At 69.8% G+C, this 22,643-nt stretch carries 19 protein-coding genes; 10 read left to right on the plus strand and 9 right to left on the minus strand.

Translation table 11 applies throughout. The annotated features are described in order from the left end of the window. Window positions 1-95 precede the first annotated feature (95 nt). The 3 genes from C475_RS13135 to tnpA all read right to left on the minus strand — a co-directional run bounded on the left by C475_RS13135 (window position 96) and on the right by tnpA (window position 3,084). Window positions 96-1,373, minus strand: a complete 1,278-nt coding sequence (locus C475_RS13135; protein WP_006884330.1) for a hypothetical protein — start codon at window positions 1,371-1,373, stop codon at window positions 96-98. A 61-nt stretch (window positions 1,374-1,434) separates the two neighbouring features. After that, on the minus strand, window positions 1,435-2,676 hold the full coding sequence (locus C475_RS13140) for an RNA-guided endonuclease InsQ/TnpB family protein (RefSeq protein ID WP_006884331.1): 1,242 nt from the start codon (window positions 2,674-2,676) through the stop codon (window positions 1,435-1,437). 3 nt (window positions 2,677-2,679) lie between these two features. Next, window positions 2,680-3,084, minus strand: a complete 405-nt coding sequence (gene tnpA / locus C475_RS13145) for an IS200/IS605 family transposase (RefSeq protein ID WP_006884332.1) — start codon at window positions 3,082-3,084, stop codon at window positions 2,680-2,682. A 262-nt stretch (window positions 3,085-3,346) separates the two neighbouring features. On the opposite strand from tnpA, the gene C475_RS13150 reads away from it, so the two are divergent. From C475_RS13150 to C475_RS13175, 5 genes are all read left to right on the plus strand, one after another. Further along, entirely contained in the window at window positions 3,347-4,600 is a 1,254-nt protein-coding gene (locus C475_RS13150; protein WP_082223318.1) for a glycosyltransferase family 4 protein, read from the plus strand. Further along, window positions 4,593-5,552, plus strand: a complete 960-nt coding sequence (locus C475_RS13155) for a glycosyltransferase family 2 protein (protein WP_152436412.1) — start codon at window positions 4,593-4,595, stop codon at window positions 5,550-5,552. The genes C475_RS13150 and C475_RS13155 overlap by 8 nt, the downstream gene beginning before the upstream one ends. Beyond that, window positions 5,549-6,775 carry a glycosyltransferase family 4 protein gene (locus tag C475_RS13160; RefSeq protein ID WP_006884335.1) on the plus strand — a complete coding sequence of 409 codons (1,227 nt, stop codon included), beginning with the start codon at window positions 5,549-5,551 and terminating at the stop codon, window positions 6,773-6,775. Before C475_RS13155 ends, C475_RS13160 begins: the two co-directional genes overlap by 4 nt. Further along, the gene (locus C475_RS13165) at window positions 6,768-7,595 is read left to right on the plus strand and encodes a glycosyltransferase family 2 protein (protein WP_006884336.1); all 828 of its coding nucleotides are present in this window, start codon (window positions 6,768-6,770) and stop codon (window positions 7,593-7,595) included. The genes C475_RS13160 and C475_RS13165 overlap by 8 nt, the downstream gene beginning before the upstream one ends. A gap of 1,996 nt (window positions 7,596-9,591) precedes the next feature. Continuing rightward, the gene (locus tag C475_RS13175) at window positions 9,592-10,053 is read left to right on the plus strand and encodes a plastocyanin/azurin family copper-binding protein (RefSeq protein WP_006884338.1); all 462 of its coding nucleotides are present in this window, start codon (window positions 9,592-9,594) and stop codon (window positions 10,051-10,053) included. Window positions 10,054-10,093: 40 nt separating this feature from the next. Here C475_RS13175 and C475_RS13180 read toward each other — a convergent pair whose 3' ends face one another. Further along, window positions 10,094-11,035: an NAD-dependent epimerase/dehydratase family protein gene (locus tag C475_RS13180; RefSeq protein ID WP_049930630.1), complete on the minus strand. Its 942-nt coding sequence runs from the start codon at window positions 11,033-11,035 to the stop codon at window positions 10,094-10,096. Window positions 11,036-11,049: 14 nt separating this feature from the next. Then, window positions 11,050-11,574, minus strand: a complete 525-nt coding sequence (locus C475_RS13185; protein ID WP_006884340.1) for a metal-dependent hydrolase — start codon at window positions 11,572-11,574, stop codon at window positions 11,050-11,052. 128 nt (window positions 11,575-11,702) lie between these two features. Between C475_RS13185 and C475_RS13190 the strand changes: the two genes are divergently transcribed. Continuing rightward, complete coding sequence (locus C475_RS13190) at window positions 11,703-11,975, plus strand: hypothetical protein (protein ID WP_049930565.1); 273 nt, start codon at window positions 11,703-11,705, stop codon at window positions 11,973-11,975. 39 nt (window positions 11,976-12,014) lie between these two features. On the opposite strand, the gene C475_RS13195 is transcribed toward C475_RS13190, so the two are convergent. The 4 genes from C475_RS13195 to C475_RS13210 all read right to left on the minus strand — a co-directional run bounded on the left by C475_RS13195 (window position 12,015) and on the right by C475_RS13210 (window position 17,735). After that, entirely contained in the window at window positions 12,015-12,728 is a 714-nt protein-coding gene (locus C475_RS13195; protein WP_006884342.1) for a hypothetical protein, read from the minus strand. Between the two features lie 101 nt (window positions 12,729-12,829). Further along, window positions 12,830-14,665, minus strand: a complete 1,836-nt coding sequence (locus C475_RS13200; protein ID WP_049930567.1) for a glycosyltransferase family 2 protein — start codon at window positions 14,663-14,665, stop codon at window positions 12,830-12,832. Window positions 14,666-14,750: 85 nt separating this feature from the next. After that, complete coding sequence (locus C475_RS13205; protein ID WP_006884344.1) at window positions 14,751-15,686, minus strand: DUF1616 domain-containing protein; 936 nt, start codon at window positions 15,684-15,686, stop codon at window positions 14,751-14,753. Between the two features lie 138 nt (window positions 15,687-15,824). Further along, the gene (locus tag C475_RS13210) at window positions 15,825-17,735 is read right to left on the minus strand and encodes a HAMP domain-containing protein (protein ID WP_082223319.1); all 1,911 of its coding nucleotides are present in this window, start codon (window positions 17,733-17,735) and stop codon (window positions 15,825-15,827) included. Between the two features lie 271 nt (window positions 17,736-18,006). Between C475_RS13210 and kdgK1 the strand changes: the two genes are divergently transcribed. The 4 genes from kdgK1 (at window position 18,007) to C475_RS13230 (ending at window position 22,602) form a co-directional block, all read left to right on the plus strand. Then, a complete protein-coding gene (kdgK1, locus tag C475_RS13215; RefSeq protein ID WP_006884346.1) occupies window positions 18,007-18,963 on the plus strand; it encodes a bifunctional 2-dehydro-3-deoxygluconokinase/2-dehydro-3-deoxygalactonokinase in 957 nt (318 codons plus the stop codon). 316 nt (window positions 18,964-19,279) lie between these two features. Further along, a complete protein-coding gene (locus C475_RS13220; RefSeq protein ID WP_006884347.1) occupies window positions 19,280-19,483 on the plus strand; it encodes an HVO_0649 family zinc finger protein in 204 nt (67 codons plus the stop codon). Window positions 19,484-19,705: 222 nt separating this feature from the next. Then, window positions 19,706-21,478, plus strand: coding sequence for a pyruvate kinase (gene pyk / locus C475_RS13225; RefSeq protein WP_006884348.1), 1,773 nt, complete (start codon window positions 19,706-19,708; stop codon window positions 21,476-21,478). A gap of 143 nt (window positions 21,479-21,621) precedes the next feature. Then, on the plus strand, window positions 21,622-22,602 hold the full coding sequence (locus C475_RS13230) for an ROK family protein (protein ID WP_006884349.1): 981 nt from the start codon (window positions 21,622-21,624) through the stop codon (window positions 22,600-22,602). Window positions 22,603-22,643 lie beyond the last annotated feature (41 nt).

A 22,643-nucleotide genomic window follows, 5' to 3' on the forward strand; every position in this document is an offset into this window, starting at 1 on the left:
CAGGCTTCGATACCCGGAGCTGACGAATAACGCTATCGGAGCTGGCGGAGTTCACCCAGATCCGCGATGGGCCTCATCCAGGTCCGTGGCCGACCTCACCCGAGCCCGCGGCCGGCCTCACCCATGACGCGGAGGCTTCCGGTCCGCGTCGAGTTCTCGACGGCCACCTCGTCGGCGGACCCGAAGTACCACGACCGTCGCTGTGGGTGGAGCGGGCCTGCGACGCGAACGATGGCGTCGGTGACCTCGCCGCGGTCGGTCGTCGGTCGGTGCAGGACCGCGTCGCCGGCGCGGCCGGCGAGCTCGTAGACGGTCTCGACGCGGCCGGCGTCGACGATGGCGTCCCCGACGTGGCTCTGGCCGAGACCGGCGACGCGCACGAGCGATCCGGGGACGCTCGGCTGGGCCTCCGGCTCGTAGTGGAGACGGCCGACCCGGAGCCGGCCCGCCCGCTTGTCGACCATCCGGCCGGCCGTCCCGCCGACGGAGATGTCGCCGACGGTGAGCTCGCCGCCGCGCTGGAAGAGCACGTCGGAGTTCCGCCCGGTGACCCTGTCGGTCGGGTAGGAGAGAATCGTACCGAACCAGTTTGCCGGGCCGTACGTCGAGCGCCAGTCGATCAGGGCGCGAGCCTCGCCCGCGTCGCAGTCGTCCGCGCGGAGGTACTCGTGGCGACACTGGAAGGGGCCGACCCCCTCGTCGACGCGGTACACCGAATCGTGCCACTCCCGGCAGTAGAGGTGACCGACGCGCAGGTCCGCCGGGTCGGTCACCGGCGTCGTCCCGTTGTCGACGAAGTGGATCGCGACGCCGGTCGGCCCGTCCGCGCCCGGGCCGCGCAGCTCGAACCCGTCGAGCGCGACCCAGTTCGCGCGGCGGTCGCGGTCGAATCGGATCCCGTCCGATCCGGCGCCCGTTATCCGGAGCGCCGAGACGTTCATGCCGAACCCGTACAGCCCGGTGTTCCGGTGCGGCCTGAGAGCGCCCTCGTTGCGGGTCGTCCCGGGCGGCAGGTAGACGTGCCCGCCGCCGGACTCCGCGACGAGGTCGAGCGCGTCCTGGACGGGCGTCGGCGAGCCCTCGGTCGAGACCGCGACGTAGTCCAGCCCGGCGGCGACCGCGACGAGGTCGCCGTTCGCCGCGGCTCCGAGGGCCTCTGTTCCCGTGTTGGGCGCCGCGGTCACCGTCTCCTCCGTCGCCGTCGATACCCCGTCGTCGTGGGTGTCGGGTGGGCCATCCGTGTCCTCCCCGTCTCCCCCCAGGAACGAGCAACCGGCGGTCGACGCGGCCAGCGCGAGCGCGAGATACGACCGCCGACCGATCCGGGGCCGGTCGACGCGCTGGCGCTCGTCGGAAGGGGACACTGGCGACATCTACGCCACATCGGGTCAAAAGCGTTCAGTTCCCGCCCGCCCCCAGAAGACGTGAACTACCCTACTCGCTTACGGCTGACGCCGTTCGCTCCTTGAGGGTAGGGCTTCCTGCTTCCACGACGCGCTTTGCAGATACAGGCGTATCCGTAGGGAGCGCAGTCTCTACAGGCGTTCCTTCGGAGTGTCCCACTCCTACATTTTCGAGGCCGCGAGAAAGAATGTTCCACGCCGCGTTCGCGTCCCTGTCCGCCTCAAACCCGCAGGCGGGACAGGAGTGTTCGCGGACCCACAACGGTTTTTCCGTCGAGACTCCACAGGACGCGCACTCCTTGGTCGTCCCGCTCGGGTTAACCGCCACGAAGTGTGTCCCCTCTCGCTCGCACTTGTATTCGAGCAACGAGAGGAACGTCCGCCACGCGGCAGACGCCGTGTTGCGGCTGTTCGACGGTGACTCCATCATCCCCTTGACGTTCAAGTCTTCGACCGCCACGAAGTCGTACTCTCGGGCGTAGTAGTTCGAGAGCTTGTGCAAGAAGTCGCGGCGCTTCCGTCGGAGGTCGGCGTGACACTCCGCAATGCGCCGTCGTTGCTTCTCCCAGTTGTTCGACCCGCGTTGTTTGCGCGAGAGCTTTCGTTGCTCGTGTTCCAAGCGTTCGCGCTCGTCAGAGAGGTCGAGCGACCCGACCGCCGTGCCGTCGGTATCGTGAGCATACTTAAAAATTCCCACGTCGATGCCGACGCACTTCTCGGGGTTCTCAGGCGGTTCGGGTGGCTCACGGTCCACTTCGACCCCAAATGTGGCGAACCACTCGCCCGTCGGTTCCTTCTTGACCGTGACCTGTTTGAGTTTGGCGTCGTCGGGGATGGGGCGGTGAAGCCGAATCGGGATGTCCGCGAGTTTCGAAAGTGACAGGACAGTCTGACCGCCCTTCTTGTCGAGCTTGAAGCCAGACTGACTGTACGTGAAACTGCGAAACTCCCGCGGCGGCTTCCACTTGAGTTGGCCGACGCCGTAGCCGTTCTTCTTGAGTGCTGAGAGCGCTTTGAGGTTGTCGAACAGGCGTTCCACGACGGTTTGGAGAACCTTCGAGTACACGTCCGAGAGGTCGTCCCACCACTGCTTGAGGTCGGGTAGTTCCGACCGCAGGGCGGTCATGGACGGCAGTTCGCCGTGTTTGTCTTGGTACTCGTTGAGGCGGTAGAGCGTGTGGTTGTACAGTTGCCTACAAATATCTCGATGGCGGTCCAACTCCTCACGGTGGGCGTCGGACGGCTTGAGACGGTACTTGTAGGCGTAGTACATTCACTACTCGCGTTGGTCCTCGATGTACTGTTTCAGCACATCCAGCGATACCTGCCCTGTCGAGATGAGGCAGTACGAGTCGTTCCAGAACGAGTCGCCCCACAGTTCGGTCTTCAGTTTGTCAGCATACTCGTTGCGGATACGGCGGGCAGTCGCGCCCTTGACCGTGTTGATGAACTTCACGAGGTCTGTGGTTGGTTTCGCTCGGAACAGGATGTGTACGTGATCGTCTTCGCCGTCGAGGTTCGTCAGTTCGACACCGTAGTTGTCCGTGAACCCGCTGATGACCTCGTGGAGGAATTGGGTTCGTTCCTCGGTTAGCACTCCGCGCCGATATTTTGTGGTGAGTATCAGGTGGTAGTGCAGGGAATACGTCGAGTGCGCTCCCGAGTCGAGGTCGTATTCCATTAGGTTCGGTCAACATTTTGTTACCCTACTGAGAAAAGGTTACGACTGCGTGGGCCTGCGGGCCTACAACCGTAGAGTGTATGAGAACCGTGGGGCGCTGTATCCCCTCCCTGCTCGCGCCTCCCGTTCGGTCGGCGCTCGCTGAGGAAGGGGGGTTAGCGTCTCGTAAAAGCTAAGTCTCGCCTGACTGATGTACTGTCGAGAACGGCCGTCGAACGGCCCCGAGACCGAGCGGGGGACCGTTCCGAGGCCACACGCCGATATGTCAGGATTATTTGCATCCGAGAGGACCGCGTCGGACGCCGACGCGGACGTGCCCGCCAGCGACGCACCGTACCGGGTTCTGGGCTGTGCGGTCGAACACCCGAATCACGTGTTTCCAGTTCGAACGCCGTTCAACCACCGGTCGTTCGACGCCCTGCACCGCGCCGGGGCCGGTCTCGACGTCGTCTCGCCGACCCCGTTCGCCCCGCCGGTCGGTCCGTTTTCGGAGTACCGTCACGTCCCCGAGACCGAGCAGTGGGGCAGCTATCGGGTCCACTACCCTCGCTTTCTCTACGCGATCCCGAAACGGTACTTCTACCAGCTATCGGGCGACTCCGCCCAGAAGCGGGTCACCCGCTACGTCGAGGAGACCTTCGAGACGCCCCACGACGTGGTGCAGGTCTGTAGCCTCTATCTCGACGGGTACGCGATGTTGCCCTACTGTCGGCGCCACGACATCCCGATGGTCGCCATCTCCCACGCGGGGGACCTGAAGAACTTCGACCGGTTCAACGAGGGCGTCCGCGAGCGGATGCGCGAAGCGATCGACTACTGCTCGGCGATCTTGACCGTCAGCGACGAACTGGCCGGTGTCGCCCGCCAGTTCGCCCCGGCCGAGCGGGTCCGGACGCTGCCCATCGGCGAGGACCCGGACCTCTACCCGACCGACCGTCGGGCAGCGATCCGGTCGGAACTCGGCGTCGCGCCGGAGACGAAGCTGCTGCTGTTCGTCGGGCGCTTCGAGAAGGAGAAGGGGGTGCGCGAACTCGCGGCGGCGCTCGACGCGCTGGACCGCGAGGACGTGGCGGTCGCCGCGGTCGGCCACGGCGGCGCGTTGCGGTGGTGGTTCCTCGACAGGCTGGGCGAGCTTCGCCACCCCGCCCACGCCTACTGGGAGCTGGACCCGATCGCGCTCCGGCGGCTCTACGTCGCCGCCGACCTGCTCGTCCACCCGAGCCACGTCGAGGCGCGCCCGACGGTCATCTACGAGGCGATGGCCGCGGAACTCCCGGTGCTGGCCTCGAACGTCGGCGGCATCCCCGAGATGGTCGTCGACGGCGAGACCGGCGTCCTCGTCGCGCCCCACGACCCCGAGCGGCTTCGCGCGGCGATCGACGAGCTGCTCGACGACCCCGAGCGGCTGACGGCGATGGGCGAGGCCGGCCACCGGCGCCTGCTCGATCAGGAGTGGACCTGGAGCGCCCACGCGGAGAAGCTCTCGGCCGTCCACCGGGAGGTCATGCGTGGGTGACGGTTGCTCCGCGGCCGAGCCGGCCGACGCGAGCGCAAACCCACGGGTGAGCGTCGTGATACCGGCCTACCGGCGCGCCGACGTGGTGGGCCGCGCTATCGACAGCGCGCTCGCCCAGACGGCGAGCGACCTCGAAGTCGTCGTCGTCGACGACGGGAGCGACGACGGGACCGAGGCGGTCGTGGCCGCCTACGACGACCCTCGCGTCCGCTATCTCGCCCACGAGCGAAACCGCGGCGTGAGCGCGGCGCGCAACACGGGCGTCGAGGCGTCGACCGGCGAGTACGTCGCGTTCCTCGACTCCGACGACGAGTGGCTCCCCCGGAAGCTCGAACGCCAGCTCGCCGTTCTCGACGATCGGGGCGAGGGATGGGTAGGCGCCTACTGCGAGGTGGCGACGGCGGACCTCTCCCTGCTCGGTCGGGTCGGATCCGCGCTCTCCGAGCGGGTGGTCCGTTCCGGCGGCCTCGCGGAGGGCGGGCGCGAACTCGCCGAGGCGCTGGTGACGATGCGGGTGTTCATGGGCCCCGGGTCGACGCTGCTGGTCGAGCGCGAGGCCGTCCGCGCCGCCGGCGGCTTCGACGAGGGGCTGTCGATCTACGAGGACTGGGACCTCGTGCTGCGGGTGCTCGCCGCCGGGCGGATCGCTCACGTCGCCGAGCCGCTGGCGGTGACCCACTTCACCGGCGACGCGCCCGCCGAGGCCTACGTCGAGAACGACGCGCGCTATCTGGCGCGCAACGCGGCCCTGGTCGACGACCTGGAGGCACGCGGGGTTCCGGTCCGCCACATCCACCGGATGGGGCTGGTCGGGCACTTCCTCGCCGAGGGGCGATTCAGCGACGCCGCCGCGTATCTCGACGGGCGCGTCCTCCGCCGACCGACCGACCTCGCGCGGCTCGCCTTCTGGTCGCTGCTCGGTGTCCGCGCGCGCCTCGGAGGCGTTCGATGACCGCGGACGACTCCGGCGGTGGCGCCGCGGGCGGCGACCCCTACGACGTGCTGGCCTGCTGCATCCACCACCAGAGCCACTCGCTGCAGGTGCGCTCGCCGTTCAACCACCGGTCGTTCGACGCGATCAACCGGACCGCTGCCGACCTCGACGTGGTCTCGCCGACGCCGTTCGCGCCGCCGGTCGGCCCCAACTCGGAGTACGCCCGGGTCCCGCGGACCGAGCGGTGGGGCACCTACGTCGCCCACTACCCGCGATTTCTCTACATGCTGCCGAAACGACGGTTCTACCACGTCTCCGGCGATTCGATCCAGAAGCGGGTCACCCGCTACGTCGAGGAGACCTTCGAGACGCCCCACGACGTGGTCCACACCTCCGACATCTACCTCGACGGCTACGGAATGTTGAGATACTGCGAGCGTCACGACGTGCCGCTGGTGGTCAACAGCCACGCGGTCGACCTGCACAACTTCGAGTCGTTCAACGACGCGGTCCAGGAGCGGATCCGCGAGACCCTCGACTACGCCTCGACCGTGGCCGTCGTCAGCGACGAACTCGCCGAGGTGGCCCGGGAGTTCGCGCCGGCGGAAAAAGTCGAGACCGTCCCGATCGGCGAGGACCCCGAGAAGTTCCCCACCGACCGCCGCGCCGCGATCCGGCGCGAACTCGGGATCGACCCGGACACGAAACTGCTGCTGTACGTCGGCGCCTACACCGAGCAGAAGGGGCTGCGCGAGCTGGTCGCGGCGGTCGACGCGCTGGAGCGCGAGGACGTGATGCTCGCGACGGTCGGCCACGAGGGCGACCTCCGGTGGTGGCTGCTCGACCGCCTGGGCGAACTCGACCACCCGGCGCGCTCGCAGTGGCGCCTCGACCCCGTTGGGCTGCGGCGCTGGCAGGTCGCCGCCGACGCGCTCGTCCACCCCAGCTGGACGGAGGGGCGACCCACCGTGATGTACGAGGCGATGGCGGCCGAGACAGCGATCGTCGGCTCGGCCGTCGGTGGCATTCCGGAGATGGTCGTCGACGGCGAGACAGGCGTGCTCGTCCCGCCGAAAGACCCCGAGACGCTCACCGCCGTCCTCGACGAACTGCTCGACGACCCCGAGCGCCTGCGGGAGATGGGCGCCGCGGGGGGCCGGCGGCTGGTCGACGAGGGATGGACGTGGGCGCGCCACGCCGAGCGCTTCGCCGCGATCCACCGGGAGGCCATGGATGGGTGACTCCCGAGAGCGCCGCGGGGCGCCGACCGAGGTCGCCGCGGACGGCGGCTATCCGACCGTCTCCGTCGTGATCCCCTACAGCGAGCGGTACACACCACGTGAGATGTTGGCCGAGGCCGAGGCGACGGTCGCGGCCCAGAGCGTCCCCACCGAGCTCGTCGTCGTCGACGACGTGGACACCGGTCCGGCGGACGCGCGCAACGCGGGCCTCGACCGCGCCGAGACCCGGTACGTCGCCTTTCTCGACGCCGACGACCTCTGGGAACCGGACAAGCTCGAACGCCAGCTCGACCGGATGGCCGAGACCGGCGCGGGCCTGTGTGTCGAAAGCGATCCGATGGCGCTCGACGACTTCGTCTACGAGGTGTTCGTCGGCGACCTCCACGAGGTGACCTCCGCAATGGTCGTCGACACCGACCGCGCCGGCGCCCGCTTCGAGTCGGATCTCCGCCGCGGCGAGGACCTGCTCTACGCGCTGGAGGCCGCGACGGAGGCCGGCGTCTGCTGTTGTCCGGATCTCTTCACCCGTCGGCGCCACGGCGCGAGCATGATGTCCGCCGGGATGGCCGTCGACGAGTACCGCGAGCAGGCCAAACGCTTCGGCTATCTCGTCAGCCAGCGCGTCCCACAAGCCCAGCCGTACCTCTCGGTCTACTACAATCAGCTGTACACGGACCTGGGTCTCGCCTGCCACGACGCCGGCGACTACGAGCGAGCGGTGACGCTGTTCGCACGCGCCGTGCGCATCTCGCCCCACCCCTTCTCGGTCGCGTATCTCGCGCGGAGCGCGCTCTACCGCGCGGTGCCGTTCGCGCCGTAGACTCCCTCGAAGCCGCCGGCGCTGTGGTACACGCGCGCACGTCCGGCGGTGTACACCTTGTCAACCGTCGCGTCGGCGGCGGCGAACCGGTCGTTGGAGACGACGAACGTGTTCTGGTCGGCCGCGCGCAGACTCTCGGTCGGCGCGACGACGTGGCGTCGCCACTCGCTGCGGACGACGAGGAACGGTGCCTCGGTCGCCAGCCCGTCGGGCCGGACGCCGAGCCGACCGGTCGCGTTGAACGGCGTCGTCTCGAACGCTCGATTGGTGATCCGGTCGGTCGCCGCCTCGCCGCCGAGATACCGGTCGGCGAACGCGGCGGTCGACCCGACGGCCCCGAACTCGGCGTCGCTCATCGACACCTGCTGGCGGGGTTCGTCGGTGTAGACGCCGGGCACGTCGTCGGCGACGAGGACGGTGAACGCCGTCGCGCCGCCCAGCGCCGCGAGGACGACCAGTGCGGCGACGACGGTTCTGCGGGGCGCCGAGAGCGCCCGCTGGAGGCCGACCGCGACCGGGAACACGGCGACGAGCGTGACCACGAACTGGAGGCGCTCGACCTGCGGGATCGCGACGGGGACCGGCAGGAGCAGTCCCGCGAGGACGAGTCCGGTCGCGGTCAGGGTGAACCCCCGCTCGTAGCGCTCGGTGCGGTCGAGCAGTTCGTAGCCCGCGACCAGCAGGACGGCGCCCAGTCCGACCGCGTAGACGCCGGTCGGGGTCAGCAGCCACTCGACGGCCCGGCCGACCGAGTCGGCGGGCAGCGTCTCGCCGTACGCGTACAGCTGCGGCGCCGGCACCGAAACCACGTCGAGCAACACCCCGGCGGTCAGCTGGACGATGCCGACGACGATGATGCTGGGCGAGTAGGTCCAGTACGCCAGCAGGACGACGCCGCCGACGAGTCCCGGGAACACCCGTCTGAATCGCAGCGTTCGCGCGGCGTCCGAGCGGTCGCCGCCGAAGGCGAACGGCCGGACCAGCGCGACGAGCAGCGCGACGGCGGCCACGCCGCCGAACAGCAGGTAGGTGAGGTGGTGGGTGAACACCATCACTCCGATCAGCGCGAGCGCGAACACCGAGAGTCGGCGGTATCCCCGCTCGTCACCGGCGTAGAACAGCGCGGCGTTGACCGCCAGGAGGACCATCAGCAACAGGGACGCCAGCGCCTGCGGGAAGAAGTAGGCGGCGTGGTAGGCGAAAAACTCCAGGACGGTGACCGCCAGCGCGGCGGCCAGCCCGAGACGGCGGTCGTCGAAGACGGTCACGGCCAGGGCGTAGACGACGGGGACGACCAGCGAGAGCGCGCCGATCCCCGTCAGCACGAGCGCGTCGTACACCGGGAGGCCCGAGAAGGCCGCCGTCGACCCGACGAGGAAGTGATAGACTGGATACAGGTCGTAGCCGTGCGGGAGCGCGGTCGAGTAGCCGGCCGCGAATAGCGCGTCGACGGCGCCGACGTGGGCCAGCGTGTCGGACCCGCCGAAGTAGACGCCCGTCGTGACGTACTTGCCGAGCCGCGGCGCCAGGAACAGCGCCCACAGCCCCGTCAGTACGGCCGGTACCGATGGCTCCGCGCGCAGTTGCAACCCGACGAGCAGATACCCCAGCGGGAGCGCGACCGCGAACGGGAGGACGCGAGAGCCCGACACCGCGGAGGCGATCACTGCCCCCGCACATAGCAGGACGACGATCTTCGCCGCGATGNTTCGGCGACTCGCCAGGAAGAGCGCGGCGGCGACGACCGCGGCGAGGAGCGCGAACCCGGCGCGGACGAGCGTGGGGCGGGGCAGGACGGCGAGGACGTCGAGGGCGGCCAGGCCGACCGCGGCGACGACGGGAACTGCGAGCGCGAGCCAGTCGACGCGACGGAGCGACGTTCGAGGTGTCATCGGGGGGAAAACCTTGCTCTCCCTTCCGTACCGACTGGCAAAAGTGTTGCATCCGACGGACGAGCGACGGACGCGTTTATCCGGCTGTCCGACCAGTAGTCGGTATGTACGACAGACGGGCGCTGCTGCGGACGGCCGGGGCCGTCGTGGCCGGGAGCGCCGGCCTGGCGGGCTGTGGATCGGACGGCGGCGACGGGTCCGACGGCGCAGCCCCGACCGAGACGGAACCGGACGCGGCCACGCCCGCGCCGGTGACCGTGGACATGACCGACGGGCTGAAGTTCGACCCGGCGACGGTCACCGTCGAGCGGGGGACGACGGTCGTCTGGGAGACCGTCGGCTCGGTGGCCCACAGCGTCACCGCCTACGCCGACGCCATCCCCGAGGACGCGGAGTACTTCGCCTCGGGCGACTTCGACGGGGAATCTGCGGCCAGGTCCGGCTACCCCGACGGCAGCGTCGGCCCCGACGAGACGTTCGCGCACACCTTCGCCGTCGCCGGCGAGTACGAGTACTTCTGCGTCCCCCACGAGTCGGGGATGAAGGGGGCCGTCGTCGTCGAGTGAGGGCGGCTCGACGGGGCCGTCGTCGTGGAGTGACTGTCCCCTAGCCGAGGAAGTCAGCCAGCCCGTCTTCGAGCGAGACCGTCGGCTCGTAGCCCAGTCGCTCGCGGGCCTTTCCGATGTCGGCGACGCTCTCGCGGATGTCGCCCTCCCGGGGGTCTCCGTGGACGACCTCGGCGTCGGGCGCGACAGTATCCCGGACGAGTTCCGCGACCCGCCGGATCGTCGTCGCCTCGCCGGTCCCGACGTTGAACGCTTCGCCGGTCGCGTCGGTCGTCGCGGCAAGCAGGTTCGCTCGGACCACGTCGGCGACGTCGACGAAATCGCGGGTCTGTTCGCCGTCGCCGTCGACGCGCAGCGGGCCGCCCGCCCGCGCCTGCTCGGCGAAGGCCGTGATCGCGCCGGCGTAGTCGCCGCCGGCCTGGCGGGGGCCGTAGACGTTGAAATAGCGCAGCGCGACCGTCGGCAGGTCGTAGAGGTCGGCGTAGAGTCGGCAGTAGTGGTCGCCGGTGAGCTTCTCCAGCCCGTAGGGCGAGGCGGGCTCTTTCGGGTGGCGCTCGTCGACCGGGACCGCTTCCGGCTCGCCGTAGATGGCCGCCGAGGAAGCGAAGACGACGCGGGCGTCGGCCCGCCGCGCGGCTTCGAGCACCGCCAGCGTCCCGTCGGCGTTGACGGCGTGGGTGGTCGTCGGGTCCTCGACGGACTGGGCCACGCTGACGATCGCGGCCTGGTGGAAGACGACGTCGACGCCGTCGACCGCCGCCGCCAGCGCGTCCTCGTCGCGCACGTCGGCCTCGACGACGCGCGCCGCGTCCGGGACCCGCTCGCGGTCGCCGCGGACGAAGCTGTCGAGCACGACCACGTCGGTCTCGGGGACGAGCGCGTCGACGATGTGACTCCCGACGAAGCCGCCGCCGCCGGTGACCAGCGCCGTCCGGCCCTGAAGTGACCCTTGCACGCCCCGACCTGCGCTCCGGGACGGCATATAGGCGCGGGTCGTCACTCGGACGGCGACCACCGCGGCGCGACCGCGAAGTGGACGGCGAACACGGTACAGCCGACGAGCGCTGCCAGCGACGCCGCGAGCAGGTCCGCCGTCACGGTCAGGTTCCCAACCAGCGCCGACAGGGGAACGGGTGTGTCGTAGGGGTAGGGCGGCAATACCGGCCAGAACAGGTAGGTCAGCTCGTCGACGCGCCAGTAGTAGATCTCGACGTAGGCGTCGCCGAGCAAGTGGCCGAGATACCCGACGGCGACTGCCGGCGCCACGCCGAAGCGGCCGATCCGGTGGGCGAGGACCCCGACCGTGGCCACCAGCGGCAGCGCGAACAGCAGCGAGTGGCCCAGCGACCGCCCGGACGGGAGCAGGGGCACCCACCACGCGAGCGGCTTGTCGATCAGGTCGGGCAGCTGACTGGCGACCAGGACGGCGACCAGCTGCGCGCGCGAGACGCGGCGGTGGGCCAGCAGCGCGAGTCCGACGAACAGCAGGTACGCGAACGCCGCGTGACCCCAGGGGTACATCGCTACCGGGCGGACGGACTCCAGTCGCTTCAACGACCCGGGTGACGGACTGCGGCGCCGAAGACGGCGACTTCGTGGCGACGACGGTACCCCCCGTGATTATACCGGTCGACGGCGTAGGGGCTGGCGTGCCGACCCCGAGACAGTATCGATTTCTCCGGGCACAGCTGTACGCGACCCTCCTCGGGGTCGCCGGGCTGGCCTCGGTCGGGGCGCTGACGCTCGAACACGCGTTCCTGGTCGGCTTTCTCGCGCTCGTCGCGACCGCGACGCTGACCGCGCCGGTCCACGTGACGCCGCCGTGGCGCCGCCGGCTCAGGTGGCCGCTCCTCCTCGGGAGCGCCGTCTTCCTCGCGCTCGTCGGCGCCCGGACGCTCGAAAAACTGCTCGCCGCGCTCTGAGACCGCTCCCTCGTCGCCCGCAGCCGTGGGAGTCCCGTGTCAGCGGTCCGGACCGCCGACCGTCGGACCGTCCGCTCCCCGAGCGTCGGCATCCGGAACGTCGTCGCCGTCCCACCGGCAGGTGACGACCAGGCCGTCGTCGCTGACGGCGCTCTCGACGGTGACCGGGCGGTCGACGGTCTGGGCCATCCCGACCGCGAACACCGACGCGACGGGGTGGTCGTACAGTTCGTCGGTCGCGAGCCGGGACTGTGCGGTCAACTCCGCGCTCGATTCGTGGACGCTCGCCGCGGCCCGCTCGGCAAGTTCGAGGTGGTTGACGACCGCGTCGACCAGCGTCGCCGCGCGGGTCGCCGGCGTCTCGTCTCCCTCGTCGTCGGTCCTGACGCCCGCGAGCAGCCGGACACCGACGGGTTCGCCGCCGGACGCGAGCCGGACGCCGGATCCGGTCGGAACGTACCGCGGAGGCGAGGCGTCGTCGGGACGGGCGCGCGCGGTCGCCGCCGTGTGGATGTCGCCGGCGACGGTCGCCGGCACCGTCGGGTCGGCGGCGACGAGTCCGACGAAGAGGGCGACGAACAACGCCGTCCCGCCCCAGGCGAACAGGAGCGTGTCCCGGGCGGGGACGGCGAGTCCGCCCGCGAGGAGCGCGACGCCGACGAGGGCGAAGACGGTCGCCGGCGCGCGTCGGCCGAAGCGGTCACGATGCTTGGCGCCGGCCGCGACGTGGACGGCGTCATCCACGGCGGCCACCGCCGACCACAGGGGTCGGCCCGCGCTGGTTCAGTCTCATACACCTCCCGTCCGGCCGCTCGCGTTTATCCCTTCCCCTCGTTCGACCCGGCTCCCGCGGGTCACTGCTGGAGGTTTTTGACCGCGGGGTGGGCGTTCAGGATGTGCATGACGAGAGCGGCGACACAGACCAACACGCCGCCGATGAGGGCGAGCGCGGCGATGGCGACCTGTACCGGCGCGATCCCCCCGCCCCCGTCGTACCGGACGAGGGCCGTGACGCCGGCGGCCACCCCGACGAGCGTCAGTAGCACGCCTGGGAGACCGACGACGAGCAGCGGCCGGCCGTACTCGACGGTCCAGAGGATGTTCCGGACGAGGTCGATCCCGTGGGAAAGCGACCCCTGGGTGCTCGACTCGGGCACGTCGTAGGAGATGGTCGTCCCGACCTCGGCGACGCTGAGGCGGTTGCGGTGGGCGTGATAGAGGATGTCCGTGCTCGCGCCCATGTTGTCGCCGATGGCGCGGTCGGCGGCCAGCGAGCGGATCGCCCGCCTGCTGTAGCTGCGGTATCCGCTCTGAGTGTCGCGGATCCAGCCGCTCGGCCGCAGTTTCCCGAGACTCACGTTGGTCAGGTTGTTGATGACCGCAAGGCCGACCGACCGGACGAACGGGATCCGCGTCTCGCCGCCGACGTAGCGACTCCCGATGACGATGTCGGCCCGCTCGTTCCTGCTCGTCTCGACGAGTGTCGGGATGTCGGCGGGGTCGTGTTGCCCGTCGGCGTCGATGACGACGAGGTAGTGTGCGTCGCGGCTCGCCGCCTCTCGAAAGGCGGTCTTGAGCGCGCCGCCGTACCCGCGGTTGCGGTCGTGGACGACGACCGTCGCGCCGGCCTCGCGCGCCCGGACGGCCGTCTCGTCGGCGCTGCCGTCGTCGATCACGACCACCTCGTCGGCGAACGCGCCCGCTCGTTCGACCACCGCGCCGACGCTCCCGGCCGCGTTGTACGCCGGGACCGCGACGACGACCAGCGGGGCGTCGGTCTCGTCGCTCCACGTCTCGGGGATGGCGACCACGTCGTAGTCCGCGCTGTCGAGCGCGGCCAGCGACCGGTCGTAGTCGATCCGCGGACAGTCGCCGGTCTGCAGGACGATACCGGCCAGCCCCCGTTCGCGCGCCGCCGTCGACAGGCTCCGGTTCAGTTCCGCGCGGCTCGCCTCCGCCGTCGGCGCTTCGACGACCGTCACACCGACCGCTTCGAGCGTCGCCGCCAGATCGCCGTCCGGGTCCGGCGCCCGCACCACGGCGAACGTCGGGTGGCCACGCTGACCCGCCCGCATCGCCGTCCGTAACGCGGCGTCCTGGTTCGGACGAGTGACGACGAACCCCACCGCGACGTCCGACAGGTCTCCGCTGTCCGGCCGCGCGGTCGAGACGCTCGACTGCGTCGCCGCGCTCGGGACTGTGCCCGACGGACGGACGCCGACCAGCCGGACCCGGACCTGCGACGCGTCGCCGTCGTGGCGGTCGCCGCCCCCTTCGGAATCCGGACCGACCGCCTCGACCGCCAGGGGGGACGCCGGGCCGTCCGCCGGGAGCCACTGGCCGACCGTCTCGGTGAGGTCGCCCGCCGACGAGCCACCCGCGAGTCGCTCGACGGTCGCAGTCGGGAGGTCCGCCGGTCCGCCGGTCAGCCGGTAACGCAGCCGCTCGGCCGTTCCCGGCGCCACCGTCGTCTCGACGACCAGTTCGCCACCGCCGGTCACGCCGTTCGATACCGTCTCGTCGGTTGGATCGACGACCGTCGCATCCGACGGGACCGTATCGACGACGCGGACCGAGACCGGCTCGTCCGTGTCGGCCTCGACGGTCAGCGTGACCGTCCGCCCGCGTTCCGCCGATTCGACCGATTTCAAAACGTCGATTCCGTCGCCTAGTGCCTGTTTTTCCTTCACTCTCCGCTCCTCGTATCCCACCCGGGGTACGTATCTGGTACGTGAGTACGCTAAAGCGTAACAAATAGGTATCGGCTGGTGACCGTCAGGACGGCGCCACCCCGACCCAGACGTGGGCCTCGCGGATCGGCCGGTCCGTGCCGTCGGGGTAGAGCCGATAGGTCAGCCGAAGCCGGTCCCCGGTCCGCGTCGGCGTGACCGCGTGCTCGACGAGCGAGCGGTCACCGGGGGCGACGCTCACGTCGAAGCGAGCGACTTCCCGCTGGCGGGTGACCCGGACGGTGTCTCCCTCGACGGCGACGCGTTCGAGGTGGCCGACGACCGTCCCGTCGAGGGATTCCGGCCCTGAGACGCCGACGCCGACCGTCACGTCGCTCGGTCGACCGACGGTCAGGTTCGTCGGGTGCGCACCCGCGGCCGGCTGGTCGTCCGGACCGCTTCCGACGATGAACAGTTCGGTCGTCTCCGCGGTCGAGTTCGCCTCCTCGGCGACGACGCCCGCGGCCCCGACCGCGGCCGCGAGGACGAGGACGGTGAGCGCCGCCCCTGCGACCCCGTCGCCGACGACGATCGAGCGCAGGCGGGTTCCGACGGCCTCCGCGGTCACCGTCACGCGCGCCCCGGCCGGAACGCGTGCGCGCCGGTATCGCGCGACCGTGGCCGCGAGGACCGTGAACGCCGCCAGCCCGACGGTGACGGATTCCCGGGCGAACCCCCAGACTGTGAAATCGAGGGCGCCCGAGACCGCGCCGACGGCGACGACGCTCCCGCCGACGCTCAGCGCGAGCCGCGACGCCCAGGAGACGCTTCCCTCGCCGCGTGGCGTGGTTTCGCCCGCCCGCGGGAAGACGGCCGCGACCAGCGCGTACCCGGGGACGAGCAGGACGAACGGGACGCCGACGACCAGCCCCACGGCCGGCGGAACGCCGGGGACCAGCGCGACCGCGAGAGCGACCAGTGCGACCCCGGCGGCCGCCAGGAGGTCGGCGTTCCCCGTTTCGGCCTGCGAACTCTCTGACACGGGACTCACTCGGACGCCGACTACCAAAAGAAGATAGGGTCCCGACCGGCCCCGGATCCGCGATCGGGCGGGCCGGTTGCGGGGAAAACGAATCCGGTCGAGCGCCCCCGGCGGTCGGGCGGCGCCCGGAACGCGTCGTTACTCCTCGGCCGGTTCGTCGGCGTCGGGACCGCCGGGGCCGGGCGAGCCGGCGCCGGTCTGGAAGACGAACTCGTGTTCCTCCTCGGTCTCGAAGTTGCCGAGCCCGTCGCCCAGGTACTGGGCGTAGCGGGTGAGTTCCTCGGCGCGCGAGGAGACCTCGTTGAGCTCGGCGGCCTGCTCCTCGGCCGCGCCGGCGACGTTCTCGCTCTCGGACATCGTGTCCTCGGCGAGGTCGGCGGCCTGCTCGATCATGCTCGCGACCTCGCGGATGCTGTCGAGCGAGTCGCCGAAGTCGACGTTGGGGTTGTCGGCGGCGAAATCGTCGAGCTGGGCGGCGACGCCGTCCATCTCTTCGGAGATGTTCTGCAGGCGCTCCTTCTGGTCGTAGGCGTCGTCGGAGATCCGCTGGATGGAGTCGGCGACCTGTTCGCTGGCGTCGCGGACCGTCTCGGCGCTCTGCTGAACCGACCGACCGCTGTCCTCGACCTCGCTCGCGAAGGTCTTGAGCTGGCCGGTCGTCATCTCGAGCTCGGTCAGCATCTCGTTGAAGTCCTCGGCGATCTGGTCCATGGCCTCGTTCTCGCCCTCGGGTTCCATGCGCTGGGTGAGGTCACCGCGGGCGCAGGCCTGCATGATCTCCGAGTACTCCTCGGTCCGGTCCTGGAGGTAGTTCGAGAGCTCCATCGCCTCGGCCCGGGAGACCTCCGCCTCCTTCCGGGCGCGTTCGGCCTCGTCGATCTGCTCGCGCAACGAGTCGCGCATCGACGCGAACCCGCCGTAGAGCTGGCCGATGCTGTCGATGCGGCCCGACCGGATATCGACGTCGAGGTTGCCCTCCTCCATCTCCTGGGCCTTGCCCTTCAGGCGGTCGATCGACGAAGAGGTGTTGTACCCGAGCGCGGCGCCGATGACCAGCATCACCAGCACGGCCCCTGCGGTCGCGAACAGCCCGAGCTGCTGGACCTGCTGGACGTCACCGAACAGCACGTCCGTCGGCGCGTGGACGAGGACCGCCCAGTCCTCGGAACTCCCGGGGACGAGGACGGGCGCGTAGCCGACCGCGTACTCCTCGTTCATGACCTGATTGTTGGACTGGCTGGCATCGACTTGGCTCGCCTGGGACAGCGAGACCGCCTTGTCGACCGTCGCCTGGTCTCCGTACGTGGTGAGCGTCTGGTCGGCGTTGGTGTTCGGGTCGCTCGCCTTTTCGTCGATCAGCATGGTCCCGGTCCCGTTGACGACCGCGGTGAACCCGCCTTCGGCGCGGTCGGAGCCCTGGAGTTGGCCTGCGATGGCGGTCGTGGACACCTCGACGAGCAGCACTCGCTCGGTGGTGCCGTTGACCAGACTCGCGAAGCCGACCACCGGGACGCCGTTGGGCGTCCGGTAGACGCTAGAGACCTCCACTTGGTTCGTCTCCGAGAAGCTGCGATCGGTGACCCACTCGCGGACCGTCCCGTCGACTTCCGAGCCGGGCGCGATGTTCTGGCTGGCGACGAACGTGGTCGCTCCGGTGCCGCCCTCGATGAGATGCATCGCGCTCACGTCGCTCGGCATCTGGCTCCCCTGGCGATTCCGCAACGTCCGGGACATCTGGTCCCCGTCGACCCCTGCGTACGCGGGGTCGCCGGAGGCCAGTCGGGTCGAGAGACGGTTACTCTCCAGCCACTGCTCGACCAGGTTCGACTCCTGGACCGCGAGCCCGCGGTACTCGCTTTCGACCTGGTCGCGCGTGTGGTCGACAAACTGCTGGGTGCCCACGAGCCCGACCGCGCCGATGGCCAGCCCCATCACCAGCAGTACGATGAGGAACTTCAGCGCGAATCGCTTCCTGACGAAGTCCGGAACCACCGTCCGGACGACGCCCATCGCTCCGCCACCGCCGCCGTCGCTGTCTCCGCTACTCATCGCTCCCATCTCCGTTCGGTCGTCGGTCGATACCCGCGTTCGAGTCACTCCCGTCCCGGGCGTAGCGCCCGGAACACTGACTCGTCCTGTCGGTTGTGCCCCAATTGCCCATGGATTTCCATGTCCGACTATCTCATATATAGCTTTGGAGTACTAGGTGACACCTCCGCGCTAACACGCACGTATCCGGCTCGACGTCGCGTCGGGGCGGCGGCGTCCGCGCGCCGCGGATCCCCGCGGATTTAAGCCGAGCCCCCTCCCAGCGACGGGTATGACAGATCTCGTGACCGTCGGCGAGTCCATGCTCAGGCTCTCGCCGCCGGACCACCAGCGCCTCGAAGCGATGGACGAACTCGACGTCCACGTCGCCGGCGCCGAGAGCAACGTCGCTATCGCCGCCGAGCGACTCGGTCTCGACGCCGCCTGGGCGTCGAAGCTCCCCGATTCCCCGCTCGGCCGCCGAGTGACCAGCGCGCTGGGCACCCACGGTGTCGACGCCGACGTGGTGTGGGACGACGACGCCCGGATGGGTACCTACTACGTCGAGATGGCCGGCAAGCCGCGCGGGACGAACGTCATCTACGACCGCGCCGACGCCGCGGTCACCACCGCTACCGCCGAGGAACTCGCAACCGAACGGATCGCCGCGGCCGACGCCTTCTACACGTCCGGTATCACGCCCGCCCTCTCCGAGACGCTGCTGGAGACGACGGCGGACCTCCTCGAACTCGCCGGCGAGGCGGACACGACGACCGTCTTCGACGTGAACTACCGGTCGAAGCTCTGGTCGCCCGCCGAGGCCCGCGACACCCTGGAGGGGCTGTTCCCCGACATCGACGTGCTGGTCGTCGCCGTCCGCGACGCCCGGGACGTCCTCGACCGCGAGGGCGACGCCGAGGCCATCGCCCGCGACCTCGCCGACGAGTTCGGCTTCGAGCTGACGCTCGTCACTCGCGGGGGCGAGGGGTCGCTCGCGCTCTCGGAGGGCGACGTGTTCGAACAGGGCGTCTTCGAGGCCGAGGAGTACGACACCGTCGGCACCGGCGACGCGTTCGTCGGCGGCTTCCTCGCGTCGTGGCTCGACGGCGACTCGGTCCCCGACGCCCTGGAGTACGGCGCCGCGGCGGCCTCGCTCAAGCGAACGATCCCGGGCGACATCGCCCTGGTCACCCCCGAGGAAGTCGAGCGGGTCGTCGAATCGGGCGAACAGAGCGGTATCTCGCGATAGTCGGCCGGCAGGTCGCCGTCGCTCGCTGGCCCGAACGTTCGCCGTTCGGGGACCGTCTCCGGGGGGAATATCGACAGGCGCCTCCGGCTTCGATCCGCGTGTCCCCGCCCGGTGTGGTGCGGTTCTCGCCGCGTTCGATGCCACCGACGAGCGCCTTCTCGGGGCGGAGACCGTCACCGTTGCCCCCTCGCCCGGCGCTACTGTCCCTCCCAGACGGCCCATATTTCCCGAAGCGAAACCCAAAGGGGGCGTCAATTTTTCTCAGCGGTAGAAAGCTGCGCAATATTTTTCAGCGCCGGTATTGTATCGGTTTCCTATGCAGCATCACACGACTCGATCGGCGCTCGAACGACTCACGGAGTACTACGACGACACGGAGCTGGTCTGTTCGGAGTGCGGGTTCGAGGACGAGGAGGGCCACTGGCGAAGCGAGACGGACGGTGGCGTGGTCGAGTACACGCACGAGTGTCCGGACTGCGGTGCGGTCGGCGAACACACGCTCACGGTCCGGCGTGACTGACCGGGGATCGCGCCCGGCCGCCGCGGTCCGAAACTCGTCGCACGGGAGCGTTCGGTGGGTGTGAAATGTCGTACCGCGAAATCGGCCGGGAGCGGTCGGTCCCGGTGGACGGGATCGCGGCGACGACCGGTGGTAAAGAACGGTAGACAAGCCCTTTATCCCTGCCGCGGGAAGCCGTTCACATGAACCGAACGTCGACGATTCTGGAGGTATCGATCTGAGATGCGCAGCGCGAAAATAGTGTGTACGCTGGGGCCCGCGAGCGACTCGGAGGAGACGATCGAGGCGCTCGCGGAGGCGGGCATGTCCGTCGCGCGGATGAACGCGAGTCACGGCACGCCCGAACACAGGCGGGATCTCGTCGACCGTATCCGAACGGTCGACCGCCGGACCGACCGTCCCGTGGCCGCGATGCTCGACCTGCCGGGCCCGGAGGTCCGGACGGCGCCGATTCGCGAGGAGATCACCCTCGAAGCCGGGTCGACGGTCCGGTTCGTCGAGGGCGAGGAGGCGACGCCCGAGGAGATCGGCGTCTCCCACGACATCTCGGCCGTCGAACCGGGCGACGTGGTCCTGCTGGACGACGGGCGCATCGAGACGACGGTCGAATCGGTCGACGACGGCGTCGTGACCGCGACCGTCGAGAACGGCGGCGACCTGGGGGCCCGTAAGGGCGTCAACGTCCCCGGCGTGGACCTGGATCTACCGGTCATCACCGACCAGGACCGGAAGGAACTGCAGGTTGCGGCCGACAAGGAAGTCGACTTCGTCGCGGCGAGTTTCGTCCGCGACGGCGACGACGTCTACGAGATCACCGACGCGCTGGACGAACTCGGCGCGGACATCCCGGTCATCGCCAAGATCGAGCGAGAGGTCGCCGTCGAGAACCTCGACGGGATCATCGACGCCGCCTACGGCGTCATGGTCGCCCGCGGGGATCTGGGCGTCGAGTGCCCGCTGGAGGACGTGCCGATGATCCAAAAGCGGATCATCCGCAAGTGCCACGAGGAGGGCGTCCCGGTCATCACTGCGACGGAGATGCTCGATTCGATGGTGACGGCGCGCCGGCCCACGCGCGCGGAGGCGTCGGACGTGGCCAACGCCGTGCTCGACGGCACCGACGCGGTAATGCTGTCGGGCGAGACGGCCATCGGCGACCACCCCGTCCGGGTGGTCGATACGATGAACCGGATCGTTCGCGACGTGGAGGAGTCCCCGGAGTACGCCGAGAACCGCGAACAGCGCGTACCGACCGCCGACGAGACCAGAACCGACGCCCTGGCGCGCTCGGCCCGCTTTCTCGCGCGGGACATCGACGCGGCGGCCATCGTCGCGGCCAGCGAGTCCGGCTACACCGCGCTGAAGGCCGCGAAGTTTCGCCCCTCGATCCCGATCGTCGCCTCGACGCCGAGCGAGGAGATCCGACGGCGCCTCGCGCTGTCGTGGGGGATCATCCCGCAGAGTTCGCCCTACACCGCCGACGGCGCCGACGCGGTGATCAACAACGCCGTCCAGTCGGCCCTGGACACGGGCGCGGCCGACAGCGGCGACACCGTCGTCGTCCTCTCGGGGATGATGACCGAGCTCGAGGGCGTGAACACGGCGAACATGCTGAAGGTCCACGTCGCCTCCGAGACGATCGCTTCGGGCCGCTCGGTCGTGGAAGGGCTGGTCTCGGGCGAGTTACACTGGACCGAGGACGGCGACCTCTCGGCGGTGCCCGAGGGCGCGATCCTGGCGGTCCCGGAGGACTTCGACGGGGAGTTCACCGGCGACATCGAGAAGCTCGGCGGGGTGATCGACCGCCACGGCGGCATGACCAGTTACGCGGCGATCGTCGCCCGGGAACTCGACGTGGCGATGATCTCGAACGCGTCGCTGCCCCGCGAGGTCGAGTCGGGGACCGTCGTGACGCTGGACGCCGAGCGCGGCATCGTCTACGACGAGGCGATCCAGAGTCGTGCGCGCGAGCGGAGAGCGGGCCGGGACATCTGAGACGCCCGTCGTCGACCGACACGCGCGGACTCCCGGCTTCGGGAGCCGTTGACCCGCGAGCGTCCGGCCCGCCAGCGAAGAAGGTACTCGGTGGCGGGTGAATATGTGCAGTTAAGTAGCGGAGGGTACACCGATCAGGTACCATGGCCACCTACGCAGGGGTCGACCTCGGCGCGACGAACATCCGCGCCGTCGTGGGGGACGAGACGGGGCGGGTCGTCGCGTCGCGACGCACGGGGACGCCGCAGGGTCCGAACGGGATCACCGTCACAGAAGCGGTCCTCGACGCGCTCCGCGGCGCGGCCGACGAGGCCGACGTCGACCCGACGCGGATCGCCGCGGTCGGCATCGGCTCTATCGGCCCGCTCGACCTCGCGGAGGGAGCGATCGACAACCCGGCGAACCTCCCCGACACGATCGACCGGATCCCGCTGACCGGCCCCGTCGGCGAACTCGTCGACAGCGACGACATATACCTGCACAACGACACCACCGCGGGCGTCATCGGCGAGCGGTTCTACTCGGACCGCAACCCCGACGACATGATCTATCTCACTATCTCCAGCGGCATCGGCGCCGGCGTCTGCGTCGACGGCGAAGTCGTCGGCGGCTGGGACGGCAACGCCGGCGAGGTCGGCCACATGACCGTCGACCCCCAGGGATTCATGACCTGCGGCTGCGGCATCGACGGCCACTGGGAGGCCTATTGCTCGGGCAACAACATCTTCCGCTACGCGCAGGAACTGCACGACCGGGACCCCGTCGAGACGTCGATGCCCCTGGAGAGCGCGGACTTCTCCTCGGCGGACGTGTTCGCCCACGCCGAGGAGGGCGACGACTTCGCCGAGTACGTCTTAGACCAGATGACCCAGTGGAACGTCGTCGCCACGGCGAACATGATCCACGCCTTCGCCCCGCTGGTCATCTACGTCGGCGGCGCCGTCACGCTCAACAACCCCGACCGGATCCTCGACCCGATCCGCGAGCGACTCGACGCCGTCGTGTTCGGGAACGTCCCGGACGTGCAACTGACCACGCTCGGCGACGACGTGGTCGTCAAGGGCGCGCTCGCCAGCGCGATGACCGCCGGGACCGGCGACCGCTCGCGGGTTCGGTCGGCCTGACGGCTCGGAGTTCGGACACCCCCGAGCGCGCGACGCTTTCT

Origin of the sequence: Halosimplex carlsbadense 2-9-1, from assembly GCF_000337455.1 — an archaeon.
Taxonomy (GTDB): domain Archaea; phylum Halobacteriota; class Halobacteria; order Halobacteriales; family Haloarculaceae; genus Halosimplex; species Halosimplex carlsbadense.